The 19,635-nt window shown below is 63.4% G+C and carries 18 protein-coding genes; 7 read left to right on the top strand and 11 right to left on the bottom strand.

Features of this window, described 5'->3' with window-relative positions; all coding sequences use genetic code 11:
- Window positions 1-38 precede the first annotated feature (38 nt).
- The 4 genes from GCN75_RS00475 to GCN75_RS00490 are packed head-to-tail and all read right to left on the bottom strand — an operon-like array spanning window position 39 to window position 4,916.
- Window positions 39-1,565 (bottom strand): chemotaxis protein CheW, encoded by a 1,527-nt coding sequence (locus tag GCN75_RS00475; RefSeq protein WP_226940957.1) that lies wholly within the window; start codon window positions 1,563-1,565, stop codon window positions 39-41.
- Complete coding sequence (locus GCN75_RS00480; RefSeq protein WP_152280858.1) at window positions 1,552-2,091, bottom strand: chemotaxis protein CheD; 540 nt, start codon at window positions 2,089-2,091, stop codon at window positions 1,552-1,554. Before GCN75_RS00480 ends, GCN75_RS00475 begins: the two co-directional genes overlap by 14 nt.
- The gene (locus tag GCN75_RS00485; protein ID WP_152280859.1) at window positions 2,088-2,912 is read right to left on the bottom strand and encodes a CheR family methyltransferase; all 825 of its coding nucleotides are present in this window, start codon (window positions 2,910-2,912) and stop codon (window positions 2,088-2,090) included. Before GCN75_RS00485 ends, GCN75_RS00480 begins: the two co-directional genes overlap by 4 nt.
- A gap of 3 nt (window positions 2,913-2,915) precedes the next feature.
- Entirely contained in the window at window positions 2,916-4,916 is a 2,001-nt protein-coding gene (locus tag GCN75_RS00490; protein WP_226940958.1) for a methyl-accepting chemotaxis protein, read from the bottom strand.
- Between the two features lie 614 nt (window positions 4,917-5,530).
- On the opposite strand from GCN75_RS00490, the gene GCN75_RS00495 reads away from it, so the two are divergent.
- Window positions 5,531-7,618, top strand: coding sequence for a 3-hydroxyacyl-CoA dehydrogenase NAD-binding domain-containing protein (locus tag GCN75_RS00495; protein ID WP_152280861.1), 2,088 nt, complete (start codon window positions 5,531-5,533; stop codon window positions 7,616-7,618).
- 84 nt (window positions 7,619-7,702) lie between these two features.
- Here GCN75_RS00495 and GCN75_RS00500 read toward each other — a convergent pair whose 3' ends face one another.
- The 3 genes from GCN75_RS00500 to GCN75_RS00510 all read right to left on the bottom strand — a co-directional run bounded on the left by GCN75_RS00500 (window position 7,703) and on the right by GCN75_RS00510 (window position 9,500).
- Window positions 7,703-8,539, bottom strand: a complete 837-nt coding sequence (locus GCN75_RS00500) for an alpha/beta fold hydrolase (protein ID WP_193317331.1) — start codon at window positions 8,537-8,539, stop codon at window positions 7,703-7,705.
- A gap of 116 nt (window positions 8,540-8,655) precedes the next feature.
- Entirely contained in the window at window positions 8,656-9,045 is a 390-nt protein-coding gene (locus GCN75_RS00505) for a VOC family protein (protein WP_152280863.1), read from the bottom strand.
- Between the two features lie 146 nt (window positions 9,046-9,191).
- On the bottom strand, window positions 9,192-9,500 hold the full coding sequence (locus GCN75_RS00510; protein WP_152280864.1) for a DUF2798 domain-containing protein: 309 nt from the start codon (window positions 9,498-9,500) through the stop codon (window positions 9,192-9,194).
- Window positions 9,501-9,612: 112 nt separating this feature from the next.
- On the opposite strand from GCN75_RS00510, the gene GCN75_RS00515 reads away from it, so the two are divergent.
- The gene (locus GCN75_RS00515) at window positions 9,613-10,518 is read left to right on the top strand and encodes a LysR family transcriptional regulator (protein WP_152280865.1); all 906 of its coding nucleotides are present in this window, start codon (window positions 9,613-9,615) and stop codon (window positions 10,516-10,518) included.
- Here the strand turns inward: GCN75_RS00515 and GCN75_RS00520 are convergent.
- Window positions 10,515-11,279: a nucleotidyltransferase domain-containing protein gene (locus tag GCN75_RS00520; RefSeq protein WP_226940959.1), complete on the bottom strand. Its 765-nt coding sequence runs from the start codon at window positions 11,277-11,279 to the stop codon at window positions 10,515-10,517. The genes GCN75_RS00515 and GCN75_RS00520 overlap by 4 nt on opposite strands.
- Window positions 11,280-11,474: 195 nt before the next feature.
- Between GCN75_RS00520 and GCN75_RS00525 the strand changes: the two genes are divergently transcribed.
- Entirely contained in the window at window positions 11,475-11,678 is a 204-nt protein-coding gene (locus tag GCN75_RS00525; RefSeq protein WP_152280867.1) for a hypothetical protein, read from the top strand.
- Window positions 11,679-11,780: 102 nt separating this feature from the next.
- Here GCN75_RS00525 and GCN75_RS00530 read toward each other — a convergent pair whose 3' ends face one another.
- A complete protein-coding gene (locus GCN75_RS00530) occupies window positions 11,781-13,481 on the bottom strand; it encodes an MFS transporter (RefSeq protein ID WP_152255623.1) in 1,701 nt (566 codons plus the stop codon).
- 263 nt (window positions 13,482-13,744) lie between these two features.
- Between GCN75_RS00530 and GCN75_RS00535 the strand changes: the two genes are divergently transcribed.
- The 4 genes from GCN75_RS00535 (at window position 13,745) to GCN75_RS00550 (ending at window position 16,943) form a co-directional block, all read left to right on the top strand.
- Window positions 13,745-14,923 (top strand): acetyl-CoA C-acyltransferase, encoded by a 1,179-nt coding sequence (locus tag GCN75_RS00535; protein WP_152280868.1) that lies wholly within the window; start codon window positions 13,745-13,747, stop codon window positions 14,921-14,923.
- Between the two features lie 127 nt (window positions 14,924-15,050).
- A complete protein-coding gene (locus GCN75_RS00540) occupies window positions 15,051-15,353 on the top strand; it encodes a Dabb family protein (RefSeq protein WP_099377195.1) in 303 nt (100 codons plus the stop codon).
- An 85-nt stretch (window positions 15,354-15,438) separates the two neighbouring features.
- A complete protein-coding gene (locus GCN75_RS00545) occupies window positions 15,439-16,440 on the top strand; it encodes an NADP-dependent oxidoreductase (RefSeq protein WP_152280869.1) in 1,002 nt (333 codons plus the stop codon).
- Window positions 16,441-16,517: 77 nt separating this feature from the next.
- Window positions 16,518-16,943 (top strand): GNAT family N-acetyltransferase, encoded by a 426-nt coding sequence (locus tag GCN75_RS00550; RefSeq protein ID WP_152280870.1) that lies wholly within the window; start codon window positions 16,518-16,520, stop codon window positions 16,941-16,943.
- Between the two features lie 74 nt (window positions 16,944-17,017).
- On the opposite strand, the gene GCN75_RS00555 is transcribed toward GCN75_RS00550, so the two are convergent.
- Together GCN75_RS00555 and GCN75_RS00560 are read right to left on the bottom strand one after the other, a co-directional pair.
- The gene (locus tag GCN75_RS00555) at window positions 17,018-18,028 is read right to left on the bottom strand and encodes an ABC transporter permease subunit (RefSeq protein WP_152281055.1); all 1,011 of its coding nucleotides are present in this window, start codon (window positions 18,026-18,028) and stop codon (window positions 17,018-17,020) included.
- 98 nt (window positions 18,029-18,126) lie between these two features.
- Window positions 18,127-19,626: a sugar ABC transporter ATP-binding protein gene (locus tag GCN75_RS00560; protein WP_152280871.1), complete on the bottom strand. Its 1,500-nt coding sequence runs from the start codon at window positions 19,624-19,626 to the stop codon at window positions 18,127-18,129.
- Window positions 19,627-19,635: the final 9 nt, after the last annotated feature.

The raw sequence follows: 19,635 nt of genomic DNA on the forward strand, positions 1-19,635 counted from the left end.
CCCCGGTATTTTGACGCCGTTGGGTTAGTGCTTGTTTGTCACGCCGCCTGCGGCAACGCCGACCCCAGTTTCTCCAGCAAGTGATCGCACTGGAAGACGGACAGGGTCTGGCGTTGCTCCTGCGTGCCGATATCGATCATTTCATCCATTTCGCTGCGCAAGTCGTCATGCGTGCCCGTGCGGATGATTTGCGGCGCGGCAAAGCGCTGGCTGTCGGAAATGGTCATGATGTTGTCGACGTGGTCGACGAGGAAGCCGTAGCGCTCGGCGCCCCGTTCCACGATGAGGATCTTGCCGGCGCCCGTGTCCGCCAGCGGCGGCATCGCATACAGCTGGCGCAGATCGATGATGCTGATCATTTGCTGGCGCAGGTTCAGCATGCCGCGCATGCAGGCCGGCATGCCCGGCGGCGTGGTGATGGCACCGCTGAAGTCGATGATTTCCCGCACTTGCCCGATTTCCACGGCGAACTGGGTTTCCACCGTAAACGTGATGTAGACGCGGCGCTGCGCCTTGCGCGTGGCGGCGGTGGCCGTTTCCGTGTCGGCCGGGTACAGGCGCGCGTGGCCGTCGCGCATTTCGACGATCTCGGCCTGCGACAGGATTTCCTTGTGGTCCAGAAAAATGATGTCGCCCAGGCCTTCCTTGGTGATGCAGCCGGCGAACATGGCCGCGCGTGCCTTGCTCAGCAGGGGAATCGGCAGCACTTCGTCGCCAAAGAAATGCACGATGCTGTCGACGGAATCGACGAGAAAGCCGATCGTCGTCTCTTCCAGGCGTACGACGATGATGCGCTGCTCGGGCGTGGCCGCCTTGCCGGCGCCGGCGGCCTGCAGCAGGGCGCCGAAGTCGACGACGGCCACCTGGCTGCCGCGGAAATGCATGCGCCCCAGGCACAGTTCGCTGTTCAGCAGGGAGCTGTGCAGTTCCGGCACCTTGATGATTTCCTGGATGGCCAGCATTTCGAAGGCAAACGTGGCGCCGGCCGCATGAAAGCTGACGCACTGGCGCCGCTCGCTCTGCGCATGGTAGCGGGCCGTGCTCAGCTTGGCGCCCGTCGCCTGCAGGGCCAGCACGTGCGGCACGTTCTCGATGCGCAGCAGCGCATGCGGGTCGAGGATTTGCAGCAGGCGCGCACCGCCGTCGAGCAGGATCGTGCCGGCGATGACGGCGTGCGCGTCGCCGGCCCCATACTGCAGCGCGCTGCGGGCGCTGGCGGGCACGCGCAGGATTTCGCCCGTGTCCTGGAAGACGATGCCGATCAGCACTTGCTGAAAATCCAGGATGGCGATCTTGTCCGTGGCCACGGCGCGCGGCGCATCGGCGCGGAACAAGCGGCCCAGGTTGACCACCGGAATGACGCTGCCGCGCAAGGTGAACATGCCTTCCAGGTAGGCGGGCGACAGGGGCAGGGCCGTGACTTTTGCGGGGTAGTTCACCACCTCGCGGATGCAGCCGGCGGGCAGGGCGAATTCATCGCCGCCCAGCTGGAAGGAGCCGAACAGGTCGGCGGCCGCGTCGCCCTGGGCCTGGCTGTGCAAGCCCGTCGCTTCATGCATATCCATATGCGCCTTCCTTGCGTGGATTCAATCCGGGTTGCGCCACCACATCGGTGACGGCGTAGCTGTGGTGGGCGCAATCGATCAGCAGCTGGCGCCCGTGGCGTCCGCCCAGCGCGCAAAAACTCACGTGCAGGCCGCACTGGTCCAGGTATTTCTGCGCCGCTTCCGCATTTTGCCGGCCCACCTGCAGGCGGCCATTGCGGGGGCCAAACATGCTGGCGCCGCCCGCCAGCACCACCTCGATATCGGCGTAGTCGGCCTGGCGCACGCCCATCAGGCGCAGCAGCGAGGGCACGGCCTGGCTCACATAACGTGCACTAGGCGCGCCCAGGCCCGGCTCGGCACCGGGCGCTTCCGGCAGCAGGCAGTGGGCCAGGCCGCAGCAGGGGCCGTTCTTCCAGATGAAGCCGATGCCGATGCAGGAGCCCAGCAGCGCCTGCAGCTGTTCGCCCTGCATGCCCACGCTAAGTTGCCCCATGCCAACGTGTTGCAAGGGCGCGCCGTGTTCGTTGAGGAGGCTGATGCTCATGCCGTGCCCGCCTTATAAATCATGGGAAACTCGAATTGGTAGCCGGTGCCCAGGCGGGCGATGGTTTCGGACTCGCCCAGGATCAGCCGGCCCTCGTCCTTGAGGCTCAGGCGCGCCTGGCGCAGCACGGTTTCCTGGTGTTCGGCATCGAAATAGATGAGCACATTGCGCAGGAAGACCAGGTCGAAGCGCTGGGCCGGGCGCAGCGCCTCGAGCAGATTGTGCTGCGCAAAGCTGACGTGCTGGCGCAGTTCCTCGTTGACCTTGACGCCATACGGGGAGGGCGTGAAGTACTTGCGCAGCAAGTCCGGGTGCGACAGGCGGATGCGTTCGACGGAGCGGCCGCTGTACTGGCCGGCCCTGGCGGCGCCCAGAATCTGCTGCGAAATGTCGCTGGCCAGGATCTGGTAGCGGAAGGTCGGCGCCTGCAGCTTGAATTGCTCGCACAGCATGGCGATCGAATACAGCTCCTCGCCGCTGGCGGCGGCGGCCGACCAGATGCTCAGGCAGCCGCCCGGATGCGCGCGCGCCCAGGCGGGCAGGTAGCGGTCGCGGAAGTAATCCCAGATGGACGGTGTGCGGAAGAACAGGGTGTCGTTGGTGGTCACCAGGTCGATGAAATGTGCCACCTCGTCGCGGTCGCTGGCCACCCGGTCCAGGTAAGCCTGGTAGCTGTGCAGGGACAGCGCCTGCAGCCGTGGCTGCAAACGCCGTTCCAGCAAGACGCTCTTGCGCGCCGTCATGGCGATGCCCGTGTGCTGGCGCACCAGCGCGATCAGGGTCGTCAGCACCTCGGGCGTCAAGGTGGCCGCGTGGCTCATGGCCTACACCACGAAGCCGGAGACAGTCTGGTTTAGGCTGCCCGCGCGCTCGTTCAGGCCGTCCGTCGAGCGGGCGATGCTGTCGCAGTTGGCGGCCGACTTTTCCGTTTCCTCGGCGATGTACTGGATCGCCGTCGACACTTCGCGCGCCGTCAGCAGCTGCTCGTTGGCCGCCTTCGAGATATCCGAGATGGCCAGGGTGGTCTTCGCCACGCCCGAGACGATCTTGTCGAAGGCGTCGCTGGCCTGGCGCGAGATTTCGCTGCCCGTGGAGACGCGCTTGACGGATTCGTTGATCAGCTTGGAGATTTCCTTGGTGGCTTGCGACGAGCGTTCGGCCAGCTTGCGCACCTCGTCGGCGACGACGGAAAAGCCCAGACCGTGCTCGCCCGCGCGCGCCGCCTCGATGGCCGCGTTGAACGCCAACATGTTCGTCTGGTTGGCGATCTCGCTGATGACCTTGACGATTTCGCCGATGTCTTCCGACGAGCGGTTGATCAGGTCCATCGCCTCGATCGACTTGGCGACGGCGCGCGCGCCCGCTTCCGCTTCCTGCTGCGTGGCTTTCGCCAGGTAGTCGGCGTTCGAGGTGTTTTCCGCGATGGAATTGATGGAAAACGTCAGGCCGTCGATGGAAGCGTTCATTTCCTCCACCGTGGCGCCCAGCGCCTGCGTGCCCACGGCCACGCCCGTGGCCCGCTCGGCGATCGTATGCGAGGCGTCGGCAAAGCCGTTGGCCGCCGACACCACGTTGCCGATCACGCCGCGCAAGTCGACGATCATCTTGCTGATGCCGCCCGCCAGCAGGTCGATGGGCTCGTCGCCCTCGGGCACGATATTGCAGGTCAGGTCGCCTTGCGCCGCGCGCGCCACCGACTCGAGCAGGGCATTGACCTTGCGGCTGTCGTTGCTGGCCTTGGCCTGGATGCTGTTTTCCAGGTTCACCTGTTCGCTGATGTCGATGGCGAACTTGACCACCTTATAGGGCTTGCCGTTCAGGTCCAGGATGGGGTTGTAGGTGGCTTGTATCCACACCACCTTGCCATGGTTGCCCAGGCGCTTGTAGCGGCCCGCGTCGAATTCGCCCCGGTTGAGCTTTTGCCAGAATTTCTTGTATTCGGCGCTGCTGGCGTACTCGGGCTCGCAAAACATGCGGTGGTGTTCGCCCTTGATATCGCTCAAGTCGTAATCCATGACGGCGAGGAAATTCTCGTTCGCGTCGAGCACATTGCCCTGCATGTCGAACTCGATCACGGCCTGTGCCTTGCCGATGGCGCTGACCTTGCCTTCGTACTCGGCGTTGCGCTTTTTCAGCGCCGTGACGTCGCTGGCGAACTTGACCACCTTGAATGGCCGGCCTTCCGTGTCGAAGATGGGATTGTAGGTGGCGTTGAGCCAGATTTCGCGGCCATCCTTGGTGACGCGCTTGTATTCGCCCGCGTCGAACTCGCCCTTGGCCAGTTTTTGCCAGAATTGCGCGTATTCCTCGCTCTTCGCGTATTCCGCTTCGCAAAAAATGCGGTGGTGCTTGCCTTCGATCTCGGCCAGCGTGTAGCCGACGGACTTGAGGAAGTTGTCGTTGGCGCGGATGACGGTGCCGTCGAGCCGGAATTCGATCACGGCCTGGGCCTTGCTGATGGCGTCGATCTTGCCTTCGTAATCGGCATTGCGGCGCTTGCTGGCCGTGATGTCGGTGGCAAACTTGATCACTTTATACGGCTTGCCGTCGGCGTCGAGGATGGGGTTGTAGGACGCGTTGATCCACACTTCGCGCCCATCCTTGGCGCGGCGCTTGTATTCGCCCTGGTCGAACTCGCCGCGTCCCAGCTTGGCCCAGAAGTCGCGGTATTCGGCCGTTTTCACATACTCGGGGTCGCAGAAGATGGCATGGTGCTTGCCTTGCACTTCGGCCAGGGAATAGCCGACGACGCGCAGGAAATTGTCATTCGCATGCAGGATGGTGCCGTCGAGTTCGAACTCGATCACGGCCTGGACACGGTTCAATGCAGTATTTATCGCTTGTAAGTCCAGATCCTGGGAGTGGCTGACATGGCTGGCTGCGTCCATAGTATTTCCTTCAGTGTGGGAAGAGGAATGGGTGGCGCTAATACTGACAGGTAATGACGATATAAAATGATTCCATAATGCCCCGCACATGATCCGCGTGATAATCGGTGAGAATCTGCGCGATATAAACGGGCGATAGCCGGCGGCACTGATCCCTAATAATAAATCAATTGCAGTGTATTGATTTGAATCAATAATTTTATTATTCCCCAGCCCCTGGCGAAAAACAAGGGGCATGAATAAATAATGTAAAAAGTGTCGTTATTGGCCCGCGGACCGATAGCGCAGCGCATTTCGCACATAATAAAACGGTGTTTTTCTTGTTATGTTTTAATTATTTAAAATGGATATGCATTCGATAGCTGCTGGCGCTTTCTGCCAGCGGTGCCGCCAGCCGCAGCGGACGATGTTGTACCATGGTGGCCGGTACCGGCGCCCCGCGCGCCGCGACAAAAATAATACGAGCGTTCTTTTATGCGGTATAGTGAAGCTTCATCCCTTGCAACCACCTCATCGCCAAGCAAAAACCGGTAAATCAATAAGGAAGAGACATGAGTGCTGAATATCAAGTAAACGGCGCCGTTGCCGTCATTACCCTGGCCAATCCCCCCGTCAACGGCCTGGGCCTGGCCACGCGCACGGCCGCCGTGGCCGGCATCCGCCAGGCGCTGGCCGACGAGGCCATCAAGGCCATCGTCATCACGGGCGCCGGCAAGGCGTTCTCGGGCGGCGCCGATATCAAGGAATTCAATTCGCCCAAGGCGCTCACGGAACCGACCCTGCATACCCTGATCAGCGTGGTGGAAAACGCGACCAAGCCCGTCGTGGCCGCCATCCACAGCGTGTGCATGGGCGGCGGCCTGGAACTGGCGCTGGGCTGCAACTACCGCGTGGCCGCGCCTGGCGCGCAAATGGCCTTGCCGGAAGTCAAATTGGGTATCTTGCCGGGCGCGGGCGGCACGCAGCGCCTGCCGCGGGTCCTGGGCCTGGAAACGGCGCTCAACATGATCGTCTCGGGCACGCCCGTGGCGTCGGAAAAGCTGGCCGGCACGGCCCTGTTCGACGAAGTGATCGCCCCCGGCGCCGACTTGCTGGCTGCCGCCGTGGCCTTTGCCACCAAGGTTGCCGACGTACGTCCGCTGCCGAAAGTGCGCGAGCGCAAGGTCGACTACCCGAACCATGAAGCGTTCCTGCAGTTTTCGCGCAATACGGTCAAGGCCATGTCCGGCCCGTTCCCTGCGCCGCTGAAATGCGTCGATGCCGTGGCTGCCGCCGTGACGATGAAGTTCGACGACGGCTTGAAATACGAGCGCGAACTGTTCATGCAGCTGGTGCAGTCGCCCGAGTCGAAAGCCCTGCGCCATGCCTTCTTTGCCGAACGCGTTGCCAGCAAGGTGCCCGACGTGCCGGCCGACACGCCCGTGCGCGCCATCGCGACGGCGGCGATCGTGGGCGCCGGCACCATGGGCGGCGGCATCGCCATGAATTTCGCCAACGCGGGCATTCCCGTGATGCTGCTGGAGACGAAGCAGGAAGCGCTGGACAAGGGCCTGGCCACCATCCGCAAGAATTACGAGAACACGGTCAAGAAGGGCAAGCTGACGCAGGACAAGGCCGAGCAGCGCATCGCGCTCGTTTCCGGCACGTTGGCCTATGCGGATATCGCGCAGGCGGACATCGTCATCGAAGCCGTCTTCGAGGAACTGGGCGTCAAGGAAACCGTGTTCAAGCAACTCGATGCCGTCATGAAGCCGGGCGCCATCCTCGCGTCGAACACGTCCACCTTGGACCTGGACAAGATCGCCGCGTTCACCACACGCCCGCAGGACGTGATCGGCACGCATTTCTTCAGTCCTGCCAATGTGATGAAGCTGCTGGAAATCGTCCGCGGCAAGGAGACGGGCAAGGACGTGCTGGCCACGGCGCTGGCCCTGTCGAAAAAACTGAAAAAGACGGGCGTCGTGTCCGGCGTGTGCGACGGCTTCATCGGCAACCGCATGATCGAGCAGTACAGCCGGCAAGCCGGTTTCCTGCTGGAAGAAGGCTGCCTGCCCGAGCAGGTGGACAAGGCGGTAGAGAAATTCGGCTTTGCCATGGGCCCGTTCCGCATGGGCGACCTGGCCGGCAACGATATCGGCTGGGCCATCCGCAAGCGCCGCTACGTGGAAAAGCCGGACGTCACGTATTCGAAGACGGCCGACTTGCTGTGCGAACTGGGTCGTTATGGCCAGAAGACGGGCGCCGGCTGGTATGACTACAAGCCGGGCGACCGCAAGGCCTATCCATCGGAACAGGTGAACGCCATGATTGTGCAGCACTCGGCCGACATCGGCGTGGCGCGGCGCAAGATCGGCGACCAGGAAATCGTCGAACGCCTCGTGTATGCGCTGGTCAACGAAGGCGCGCGCATCCTGGAAGAGGGCATCGCCCTGCGCGCCTCGGACATCGACATGGTGTACCTGACGGGCTACGGCTTCCCCCTGTTCCGCGGCGGCCCCATGTTCTACGCGGACACGGTCGGCTTGCCGAACGTGCTCGATACGATCGCCGGCTACGCGAAAGGCCGCCACGGCGAAGCGTGGACTCCGGCGCCCCTGCTGGTGAAGCTGGCGGGCGAGGGCAAGGGTTTCAACAGCTAAGAAACCCAACGGCAGAGACCGGGGTCGGACCATCAGGGTCCGACCCCGGATTTTGCTGCAGGGGTTAAATGCCAGCGATATTTATTATTTCTTCTTCGCCACCATCTTGACCGCCTCGTTGACGATGACGGGGTTGTCTTTCTGGATGTAATAGCCGGCGCCCGTGATGCGCTCGATGGCCGGCGCGCCGGACAGGCGCTGCCAGTCCTTTTCCTGCGCCCGCACCACGTTCTCGAACGAACCCATTTCCTCGATGCCGAACTTGTCGCGCACCAGCAGCATGGCGGGCACGCGCAGGGGGCTGGCCATGTCGACATGCTGCAGGCACTGTGCCTGGGCATCGAATTCGGCCGATTCCGCACTGTTGAACATCAGCTTGCGCCGCGTCTTGACGAGCATGGCGTAGGTGGAGGCGTCCGTCTGCAGGCGGCTCCATTGCTGCGGATGCGTGGGGTCGAGCAGCACCAGCCCGGCCACGTCCTGCGGGTACAGCCTGGCATACACATACTGGTACAGTCCGCCCAGGCCATGGCCGACCAGCACATACGGCGGTTTCAGGCCCGCTTGCGCCAGCAGGGCGCGCTGCTGGGCGGCAATGGTGCAGGGATCGCGCGGCGTGGTGGTTTTCTGGCTGTCGCCGTAGCCAGGACGGTCGTACACGAGCACGCGGTGCTGTTTCGACACTTCCGGCACCACCTTGGCCCACACATCCTTGCCGTCGCCCATGGCCGACTGGAACACGACGGGCAAGCCGCCCTGGCCGCTCACGGTGTAGGCGATGCTGGCGTCGGGCAGGGCCGCGGTGGCCGGTACGCCCGGCATCGCCGGGGTGGATGGCAGGAGGGAACAGCCTGCCAGCAGCAAGCCGGCGCTGGAGAGGAGCATGGTGCGCGCGGGGCGGCCGACGAATAGATGATGCATGAAACTCCTTCTTGGTGCAGGGACCGGGGACCGGTATGGCGTGCCAGCCATTATAGGCATTTCACGCTGAAGTGAAAATGCCGAACAGAGACGGATTTCCCGTCTTGCCCGCTGGCCTAGGCGCGATGGCAGACGGCTTCGATGCGGTTGCCGTCCGGATCGAACAGAAAAGCCGCGTAGTAGCTGGCGTGATAGTGGCGCAGGCCGGGCGCGCCCAGGTCGATGCCGCCGTGCGCCAGCCCCGCGTGCCAGAACGCTTCCACGGCCGCGCGCGAGGGGGCCTTGAAGCAGCAATGGCGGCGCGGCGCATCGCCGGGCGCGGGGCCCAGGCGTACGGAAAAGTAGCTGCGTTCGGGGTGGTCGGCGTCGCTGCGCTCGCCGTAGCCTATCCAGGCGTTGGCATGGTCGCTGCCCACCTTGGGCACTGCCAGCGCGGCAAAGATGGCGTCGTAGAAACGCTCGGCGCGTTCCAGGTCGGTAACGGTGAGAGAAACGTGATCGAGCATCGGCACTCCGCTGTAAAAACAAGGACGGCCATAGCATAGCCCGGATCAGGGCGGCTGTGGGCGCGAGTGACCGAGTGACACTGCCGATGGCCAACTGCCGGTTAAGGACGGCCGGCGCGGGGGCGCTGGAGAGGGGCGGGCGCTGCTCAGCGGGGGCACGAACAGGCGGCCGCCCCCGTACCGGCCGGTGCGCCGGGCGAGCAGACGGGACAGGCAGGCGCCGGGCGCGTCGTCCTGGCAACGATGGTACGGCTGATCTGCTGCACGCGGGGCGCGAACAGCATCACGGCGCAAAAGGCCACGGGCCAGGCGGCGAAGAACGCATGGCGCCAGCGGGGCAGGAAGTCCGCCTGCAGGCCGATATTGAGCCACGTGACCCAGGCGCTCATCAGCAGGGTCATGACCAGCGACATCAGGAAGGCAAATACGCAGCGCAGGCGCAGGGCTTCGGACATGGTGCACTTTCAGGAAAGTTGAGAAGATGGCAGCGTAACGACTTGCAGCAATCTATACTAGCGCCATATTTTTAATTTCAAATTCCATATATGCAATCATACGCGACGACTCATGCTCGATGACCTGGCCCTGTTTGTTGCCATCGTGGAGGCGGGCAGCCTGCATGCGGCAGCCGTCAAGGAGGAATTGCCGGCCGCCACCGTCACGCGCCGGCTGCAAAAGCTGGAAAGCCAGCTGGGCTACCGCTTGCTCAACCGCAGCGCGCGCCGCTTGCAGCCGACGGCAGAAGGCTGGCAATACTACGAGCAGTGCCGCCCCCTCGTGCATGCGCTGCGCCAGGCGACGCAGCAGCTCGACGCCAGCCTGTCGGCCGTCTCGGGCAGCATCCGCGTGCTGGCGCCCGTCAACTTCGCCAGCGGCTTGCTGACGCCCGCCTGGATCAGCTTCATGCAGCGCTATCCCGATATCCGCCTGGAGCTGGAACTGTCGAACCAGCTGCAAGACCTGGTGGGCAGCGGCGCCGACCTGGCCATCCGCGTGGGGGCGCTCGACGATTCCTCGCTGATGCAGCGCCGCCTGGGCAGCGCGTCGCTGGTGATGGTGGCGGCACCCGCCTACCTGGCGCGCGCCGGCGTGCCGCGCGACTTGCAGGACCTGGCGCAGCATGAACTGATCGTGGCCGAGCCGCTGCGCAGCTGGCGTTTGCGGCGGCCCGGCGACGGCGCCGACATGGCGATCGAGCCGCAGGCGCGCCTGCGCGTCAATGAAATGCGCCTGGCCGTGGAGATGGCCGATGCGGGCATCGGCATCCTGCTGTGCCCGCTATTGCAGTGCCGCGAGGAGGTGGCCCGCGGTTCGCTGGTGCGCGTCTTGCCCGACTGGATGCCGCAGCCGCGCCACGTGTATGCCGTGTGGACGCAGCGGCGCTACCTGCCGGCCCGCGTGCGCGTGCTGCTCGAGCATCTGGCGGCGTTTGCGGCGGACAATCCACTGTTGAACGAGGAACTGGACGTTTAGCTCGCCTGCTGCTGCGCCAGCCACTGCGTGAACCGGCGCAGCGCCGGCGCAAAGCCGCTGGCCGGCGTGGCGCCGGGCCTGGCCTGGGCAAGAAAATAGGCGGCCTGCGCCTGCATGGCGGGATGGCGGCGCAGCAACAGCGTCACATGCTCGTCCAGGCTGGCGGGCCAGCACGGCTCGCCATCGTGGCGCAGGATATTGGTGGAACGGATCAGCTTGCGCGCCGCTTCCCTTTGCAGGCGGACGATGGCGTCAGGCGCGCGCTCCTCATCGAGGCGCCGCGCATAGTCTTCCAGCACGGGAACGAAGTCGCCATTCACGGCCAGGGCGATGGCGCGCGAGGGCGCGAAGGGCGCAAAGTGCGGGGCCAGGTCCTCGCCCCACACGCAGCGGCACTGATGTTTGATCCAGTAGCCCCAGCTGTACAGGTTTTCCGGCGCCAGCACGTGGGCGCGGTGGCCGATATCGAAATCGATTTTCAGTACTTCCCGGTGGCGTGCCTGCAGGGCCAGGCGCAAGACCTCCAGTGCTGCCCGTTGCTGCGGCACGGCTGGCTGGTGCAGCACCAGGGTCAGGTCCAGGTCGGACACGCCCGGCGTGGCGTCGCCGCGGGCGATGCTGCCGTACAGGTAAATGCCGTCCAGCACGTTGCCGGCATGCGTGGACAGGCTGGCGCACACGTCCTGCAGCAAGGCGCCAAAGATGGGCTGCAAAGGGCCGTGCGGTGCGGCGGGCAGGGTGGCGGGAGCGGTCGCGGGCATGCCTGGCATGAATCCGGTGGGAGAAACGTGCACCATAGCATGCGCCAGCGGGCCGTGCACGGTCATCCTTTCCATTAAGTAATACCGAGCGCTTGTACTTTCCGGCAAGATCGCGTTAAGATAAAGCCGCCTGCTTATCGAGCGGGCAATCTGGTGTTTTTTCGCGCAATTCCGTCCCTATCCATGAGAGTAGCAATGAAATATCTGATCGTTCCCTTTTTGCTGGCCATTACCGGCTGTGAAGTTTTGTATGACGCGAACCGGGACAAGATCGGCGAGTATTGCAACAGCCTCAATAATTTCGATGACCGCAACGCCTGCCGCAAGCGCAACCAGACCAGCTACCAGGAATACGTGCAGCAGCGCGACCAGTTGAAAAAGAGCAAGAGCGACAAATAAGCTCGGCTCGCCACTGTATACGCTTATAAAAAAAACGCCGCTGACCAGTCAGCGGCGTTTTGCGTTGAAGGCCCCGGCATGGCTGCCGGGGCATGCGCCAGATCAATCGTCGGCGTAGATATTGTTATCCTTGGTTTCCTTGACGAACAGGGTACCGATCACGACGGTCGCCAGGGCCACGACGATCGGATACCACAGGCCGTAGTAGATGTCGCCCTTGAAGGCCACCAGCGCGAAAGCCGTGGTGGGCAGCAAGCCGCCGAACCAGCCGTTGCCGATATGGTAAGGCAGGGACATCGATGTGTAACGGATACGGGTCGGGAACATTTCCACCAGCATGGCGGCGATCGGGCCATACACCATGGTCACGTACAGCACCAGGATGAACAGCAGCAGGACGACCATCGGCTTGTTGATCTGATCCGGATCGGCTTTCGCAGGGTAGCCCGCTTCCTTGATGCCGGCGCCCAGTTCTTTCTTCAGAGCGGCTTCGTGGGCCTTGCTGTCCGCATCGAAGTTCAGGCCATCGGCCGTCATGACGGCGTTAAACGAGGAAAACTCCTTCGTGCCGATGCGTACCTTGGCGATGCTGCCGGCCGGCGCGTCTTCCTTCGTGTAGTTCACCGAGCTGTTCGACAGGAAGCCCGTGGCGATGTCGCACGACGACGGGAACTTCTTGGTGCCGGTCATGTTGAACTGGAAGTGGCAGGATGCAGGATCGGCCACCACCACCACTGGCGAGTTCTTCAGTGCCGCTTCCAGCTGCGGATTGGCGAAGTGGGTCAGGCCGTTGAAGATGGGGAAGTAGGTAGCCGCGGCGATCAGGCAGCCGCCGAGGATGATGTACTTGCGGCCGATGCGGTCGGACAGGCTGCCGAAGAACAGGAAGAACGGCGTGGCCAGCAGCAGGGCGATGGCGACGAGCACGTTGGCCGTTGCCAGGTCCACTTTCAGGGTCTGGATCATGAAGAACAGGGCGTAGAACTGGCCCGTGTACCAGACGACGGCCTGGCCGGCGGTCAGGCCGATCAGGGCCAGGATGACGATCTTCAGGTTTTTCCACTTGCCGAACGCTTCCGTCAGCGGCGCTTTCGAGGTCTTGCCCTCGGCCTTCATTTTTGCAAATGCCGGCGATTCATTCATGGCCAGGCGGATCCACACGGAAATACCCAGCAGGATGACGGAGACGAGGAAGGGAATGCGCCAGCCCCACGCTTCGAAATCCTTCTCGCCGGTCGCCAGGCGGGTGCCCAGGATGACCATCAGCGACAGGAAGAAGCCCAGGGTTGCCGTCGTCTGTATCCACGCCGTGAATGCGCCGCGCTTGCCTTCAGGCGCATGCTCGGCCACGTACGTGGCTGCGCCGCCGTATTCGCCGCCCAGCGCCAGGCCTTGCAGGATGCGCAGGATGACGAGGATGATCGGTGCGGCGATGCCGATGGACGCATGGCCCGGCAGCAAACCGACGATGAAGGTGGAGCCGCCCATGATCAGGATGGTGATCAGGAAGGTGTACTTGCGGCCGATCATGTCGCCCAGGCGGCCGAAGACCAGCGCGCCGAACGGACGCACGATGAAGCCGGCGGCAAAGGCCAGCAGCGCGAAGATGAAGGTGGTGGTGGGGTCGCCGATGAAGAATTGCTTGGCGATGATGGAAGCAAGCGAGCCGTACAGGTAAAAATCGTACCATTCAAAGACGGTGCCCAACGATGACGCAAAGATGACCTTGCGTTCCTCGGGCGTGATCGGCGTTCCCTTGGTGGATACTTTCCGTACGTCGGCCGGGCCGGATGATGATGCCATGGTTTGTCTCCCTATGTTTTATAGTGAACTGGTGCCGAGGTCTTTTTTGACCATTCTTGCAACAGCTTGGAGGCGAGTGTGTTCTCCGAACCTTACGTCATGCTTGCTTGAAACTTACACCAAGCTTACAGTGCGCGCCATTTGCGCCAGGTAAAAAGACGGAGCAACTTTGCGAACGACCGTACTTAAATGTGCTATTCTGATTCCGCAGACCGACCACTGACCACTACTGACCATATAACATTCCCACAAGGAGACACAGCATGAATGAAGCCGTCATCGTATCGAGCGCCCGCACGGGCCTGGCCAAGTCCTGGAAGGGCGCGTTCAACATGACGCATGGCGCCACCCTGGGCGGCCATGTGCTGGCGGCCGCCGTCGAGCGCGCGCGCATCGAGGCGGACGAAGTGGAAGACGTGCTGGTCGGTTGCGCCTTTCCCGAAGGCGCCACGGGCGGCAATATCGCGCGCCAGGTGGCGCTGCGGGGCGGCTGCCCCGTCACCACGGCCGGCATGACCGTCAACCGTTTCTGCTCGTCGGGCTTGCAGGCCATCGCCCTGGCGGCGCAGCGCATCATCGCCGGCGAAGGCGATATCTATGCGGCGGGCGGCGTGGAATCGATTTCCTGCGTGCAAAATGAGATGAACACGCATATGTACCGCGAGGTCTGGCTGCAGCAGCACAAGCCGGAAGTCTATTGGCCCATGCTGCAGACGGCCGAAACGGTGGCCAAGCGCTACCAGATTTCGCGCGAGCGCCAGGACGTGTATGGCGCGCAAAGCCAGCAGCGTGCCGCCGCGGCCCAGGCGGCCGGCCTGTTCGACGCGGAAATCGTGCCGATGACCACCATCATGGGCGTGGCCGACAAGGCCAGCGGCATGCTGGTCTCGCGCGAAGTGACGATCTCAAGCGATGAAGGCATCCGTGCCGACACGACGTACGACGGCGTGGCCAAGATCCGCCCGGCCATCCCGGGCGGCGTCATCAGCGCCGGCAACGCCAGCCAGTTTTCCGATGGCGCCTCGATGGCCATCGTGATGAATGCGAAAGTGGCCGAAGCGAAAGGTCTGCAGCCGCTGGGCATCTTCCGCGGCTTTGCCGTGGCCGGCTGCGAACCCGATGAAATGGGTATCGGCCCCGTGTTTGCCATCCCGAAACTGCTGAAAAAAGCGGGGCTGACGGTGGCCGACATTGGCCTGTGGGAACTTAACGAAGCGTTTGCCGTGCAAGTGCTGTATTGCGCCGACACCCTGGGCATCCCCATGGACCGCCTGAATGTGAACGGCGGCGCGATTGCCGTCGGCCACCCGTACGGCGTGTCGGGCGCGCGCCTGACGGGCCACGCCTTGATCGAAGGCAAGCGCCGCGGCGTCAAATACGTGGTGGTGACCATGTGCATCGGCGGCGGGCAGGGCGCGGCCGGCCTGTTCGAAGTGCTGTGATGTTTGCGTGAACCCAGTCTGCGGGCGGCTTCCAGGGCCGCCCGTTTTACTTTCCGGCCCGCTTCCTGCAAGGCGCGCCGATAGCGGTTACAGTAATGCTTCATTGATAAACAACCAGCCTGCCACCATGATCAAGCACATCGTTTTCTGGAAACTGTTAGACCACGCCGAAGGCGCCGACCGCGCCACGAATGCCTTGAAACTGAAAGCCCTGCTCGATTCCTGTTCCGACCTGGTGCCCGGCATCCTGAAATTCGAGGCGGCCGTGGCCCAGCCCGGCCTGGAAGCCACCTACGACATCGTGCTGTACAGCGAGTTTGCCAGCCGCGAAGCGCTCGATGCCTACCAGAACCATCCCGAGCACGTGAAGATCAAGCCGTTCTTTGGGGCCGTGCGGGAAGCCAGACAATGTATGGATTATGAGATTTAGTCGTTACGCATCAGACACCCGGGGTCAGACCCGGCGGGTCTGACCCCAGCCTTCCGCTGATCCTATCTATTGATAAGGAGCATTCATGACCACCTACCAACGCATCGTCCTCGCCTCGCGCCCCGCCTCCAATGAGGAAGTGCAGCCGGCACATTTTCGTCTGGAAACCAAAGACATTCCCGCCATCGCGGAGGGACAGTTGCTGGTGCGTAACCAGTATCTGTCGCTCGATCCGTATATGCGGGGGCGCATGAGCGCCAACAAGAGCTATGCGGCGCCGCAGGCGCTCGATGAAACCATGATCGGCGGCACGGTGGGCGTGGTGCTCGAATCGAAGCATCCGAAGTTTGCCGTGGGCGACATGGTGGTGGGCACCCTGGGCTGGACGGAAGTGGCCGTATCGGACGGCACCATGCTGCGCAAGGTCGACACGACGCACATCCCTGCCTCCGCCTACCTGGGTTCCGTGGGCATGCCCGGCATGACGGCGTGGTATGGCTTGAACCAGATCATGGCGCCGAAAGCGGGCGAAACGGTGGTCGTGTCGGCCGCCAGCGGCGCCGTGGGCAGCGTGGTGGGCCAGCTGGCGAAATTGAAAGGCTGCCGGGTGGTCGGCATCGCGGGCGGCGCGGAAAAATGCGCGTACGTGGTCGATGAGCTGGGTTTCGATGCCTGCATCGACTACAAGGCGGGCAATCTGGTGGCCGACCTGGCGGCAGCCACGCCGGACGGCATCGACGCCATCTTTGAAAACGTGGGCGGCGCCATCTTCGATGCGGCGCTGGCGCGCACCAATGCGTTTGGCCGCGTGGCCGTGTGCGGCTGGATTGCCGGCTACAACGGCGAGCCGACGCCGCTCGACAATGCGCGCCTGATCCTTACCAACCGCCTCACCGTGCGCGGTTTCATCGTTTCCGAGCAGCCCGAATTCTGGCCGCAGGGATTGGCGGAGCTGGGCAGCCTGGTGGCGACGGGCAAGCTGAAATTCCGCGAATCCGTGGCCGACGGCCTGGCCAGCGCGCCCGAGGCTTTCATCGGCCTGTTGAAAGGCCGTAACTTCGGCAAGCAGCTGGTGAAGCTGGCTTGAAGCGGCTGGGCAGAGTGTCCTGCTAAAGCTGGGCAGGCCGTGCGACAATAACGGCCTGTCTTTTACTACTGCCTACCATGACCAAGCACACCATCCGCCTCGGCGACTGGGCCACCCTGGGCCCTGACGCCACCGCCATCCGTTTTGAAGTCTTCGTCGATGAACAGAAAGTGCCGGCCGAGATCGAACTCGACGACATGGACGCCGTCTGCCTGCACGCCGTCGCCTATGACGATGCCGGCAACGCCATCGGCACGGGCCGTTTACTGCCGGACGGCCACATCGGCCGCATGGCCGTGCGCCAGCCGGGCCGCGGCACGGGCGTGGGCGGCGCCATCCTGCAACTGCTGATGGAAAAAGCGCGCGAACGGGGCGATGCCGCCGTGGTCCTGAACGCGCAAACCGTGGCCGCGCCATTCTATGCGCGCCACGGTTTCGTGCAGCAGGGGGAGCAATTCGAAGAGGCGGGGATTGCGCATGTGGAGATGCGCTTGCGGTTTTAACTGCTGGGGTCAGACCCCCGATAACGTTGGCGCAGAGCTTTGCGTTAGCGGTGTTGAGGGTCTGACCCCGGATTTTAATTCTGTGCGTGCGACTGGCGCCATTTATCCAGAATGACGGCCAGCACGATCACGACACCCTTGGCCACATACTGCCAGAACGACGACAAGCCCAGGATCGTCAAGCCATTGTTCATCACGCCGATGATCAAGGCGCCGATGACGGTGCCCCAGACGGAACCCACGCCGCCCATCAGGCTCGTGCCGCCGAGCACGACGGCCGCAATCGCGTCGAGCTCATAGCCCGTGCCCCAGTTGCCGTTGGCCGCATACAGGCGGCTGGCCGACATGGCGCCACCCAGGCCTGCGAACAGGCCGCTGATGGTGTAGACAAACATCAGCACGAGGCCGACCTTGATGCCCGTCAAGCGGGCTGCCTGGATGTTGCCGCCGACGGCGTAGATATGCAGGCCCAAGGTGGTCTTGCGCAGGATGAACCACGTCAGCACGACGACGGCCGCGGCCAGCCAGATCAGCCAGGGCACGGCCAGGAAGCTGCCGTTGCCCATCCATTCGAAGCTGGGGATTTCCGTGTTCAGCACGCTGGTGCCGTCGGCCAGCAGATAGGCGGCGCCGCGCAGGGCCGTCATGGTGCCCAGGGTCACGACGAACGGGTTCAGGCCGACGAGGGCCACCAGCACGCCATTGAGCGCGCCCAGCAGCAGGCCCACGATGAGGAAGGCGGGGATCGAGAAGCCGGCAAACTGGGCCGACAGCGACATCAGCATGCCCGCCACGGCCGAGACGGCCAGCACGGAGCCGACGGACAAATCGATGCCGCTGGTCAGGATGACGAAGGTCATGCCGGACGCCAGCACGATGTTGATCGACACCTGGCGGAAGATGTTCATGGTGTTGTTGCTGGTCATGAAGGTGGACGTGCCATCGGCCGAGAAATACACGGTCAGGCCGTACATGGCCAGGTACAGCACCACCAGCACGGGCAGCATGCCCAGGCGGCGCATCATGTTCGAGGCATTGAAGGGTTCGCCGGCGCGCGCGGCGCCGCGGGTGGTGCTAGTTGTCATCATGAGTCTCCTGAATGATTATTTAAGACGTATTCTTGAAACGCCTGACAAAACCGTAGCGAGCGGCTGTGGGGCGCGGCAGGTTTTGACAGGTGTTTTTATGCCGCTTCCTGCTGGGTGGCATAGGCGAGGATGTTTTCCTGCGTGATGTCGTCGCCCGTCACTTCGCCCGTCAGGCGTCCCTCGCACATCACCATCACGCGGTCGCAGATGCCGACCAGCTCGGCCAGTTCGCTGGAAATGCACAGCACGGCCGTGCCCGCGTCCGCCAGCTGGTGGATGATCTTGTAGATTTCGCTCTTTGCGCCCACGTCCACGCCCCGCGTCGGTTCGTCGAGGATGAGGACCTTGGGCGCGATGGCCAGCCAGCGGGCCAGTAAGACTTTCTGCTGGTTACCGCCCGACAATCCGCCCACGATGCCTTCGGGCCCCGATACCTTGACGTTCAGGTTGGCAATGGCCTCGCGCGTGAGCTGCGTCAGGGCGCCGCGGTTGACCACGCCCGCCGTGGAATGCTTGGAAAGGATATTCATCGACATGTTTTCCATGGCCGACAATTGCATGAACAGGCCCAGGCTCTTGCGGTCCTCGGGCAGGTAGCCGATGCCGTGGCGTATCGCCGCCAGCGGCCGCTGGATATGCACTTCCTGGCCATCGAGCCATACTTGCCCCGATTGCTTCTTGTCGGCGCCAAAGATCAGGCGCGCCAGTTCCGTGCGGCCCGCGCCCACCAGGCCCGCCAGGCCCGTCACTTCGCCCGCATGCAGGGAGAACGAGGCGGGCTTGACCTTGCCGCCGCCCACGCTTTCCACGCGCAAGCGCTCGGCGCCCCGCGTGGTGCGCCGCTGGTGCGAATAAAAGTCGTCGGCGGGGCGGCCCACCATCATTTGCACGACTTTCTTTTGATCCAGTTCATCCTTGCCCAGCTCGCCCACATAGGCGCCGTCGCGCAGCACCGTGATGCGGCGCGCCAGGCGCTCCACCTCGGCCATGCGGTGGCTGATGTAGAGCACGGCCAGGCCCTTGTCGCGCTGCTCTTCGATGATGCGGAACAATTGTTCTGTTTCCCGGTCGGACAGGGCGGCAGTGGGCTCGTCCATGATCAGGATGCGGCTTTCGTGCACGAGGGCGCGGGCGATTTCCACCTGCTGCTGCTCGGCAATCGACAGGGTGGACACCATGGTGTCCGCGTCGAAGCGGGAACCGAGGTCGGCCAGGATGGCGTTCGTGCGCGCGCGCATCTCGCCGCCCTTGACGGTCCAGAACGGTCCCTGCGGCTCGCTGCCCATGAAGACGTTCTGCGCCACCGTCATGTTCTTGGCCACGCTCAATTCCTGGTAGATCAGGTTGATGCCCAGCGCGCGTGCCTCGCCCGGGTTGCGGATCCGAATCGGCTTGCCGTCGAGGATGATCTCGCCCGCGTCCGGCGTGTACACGCCCGACAGAATCTTCATCAGGGTACTCTTGCCGGCGCCATTCTCGCCCATCACGGCATGGATTTCGCCGCTGCGCACCGTCAGGTGCACGCCGCGCAACGCGCGCGTGGCGCCAAAGCGCTTCTCGATGCCGCGCATTTCAAAAATAATATCGTCGCTCATGACTGTCCT

It is taken from the genome of Janthinobacterium violaceinigrum (assembly GCF_009208555.1).
In the GTDB taxonomy this organism is placed as follows: Bacteria; Pseudomonadota; Gammaproteobacteria; order Burkholderiales; family Burkholderiaceae_D; genus Janthinobacterium; species Janthinobacterium violaceinigrum.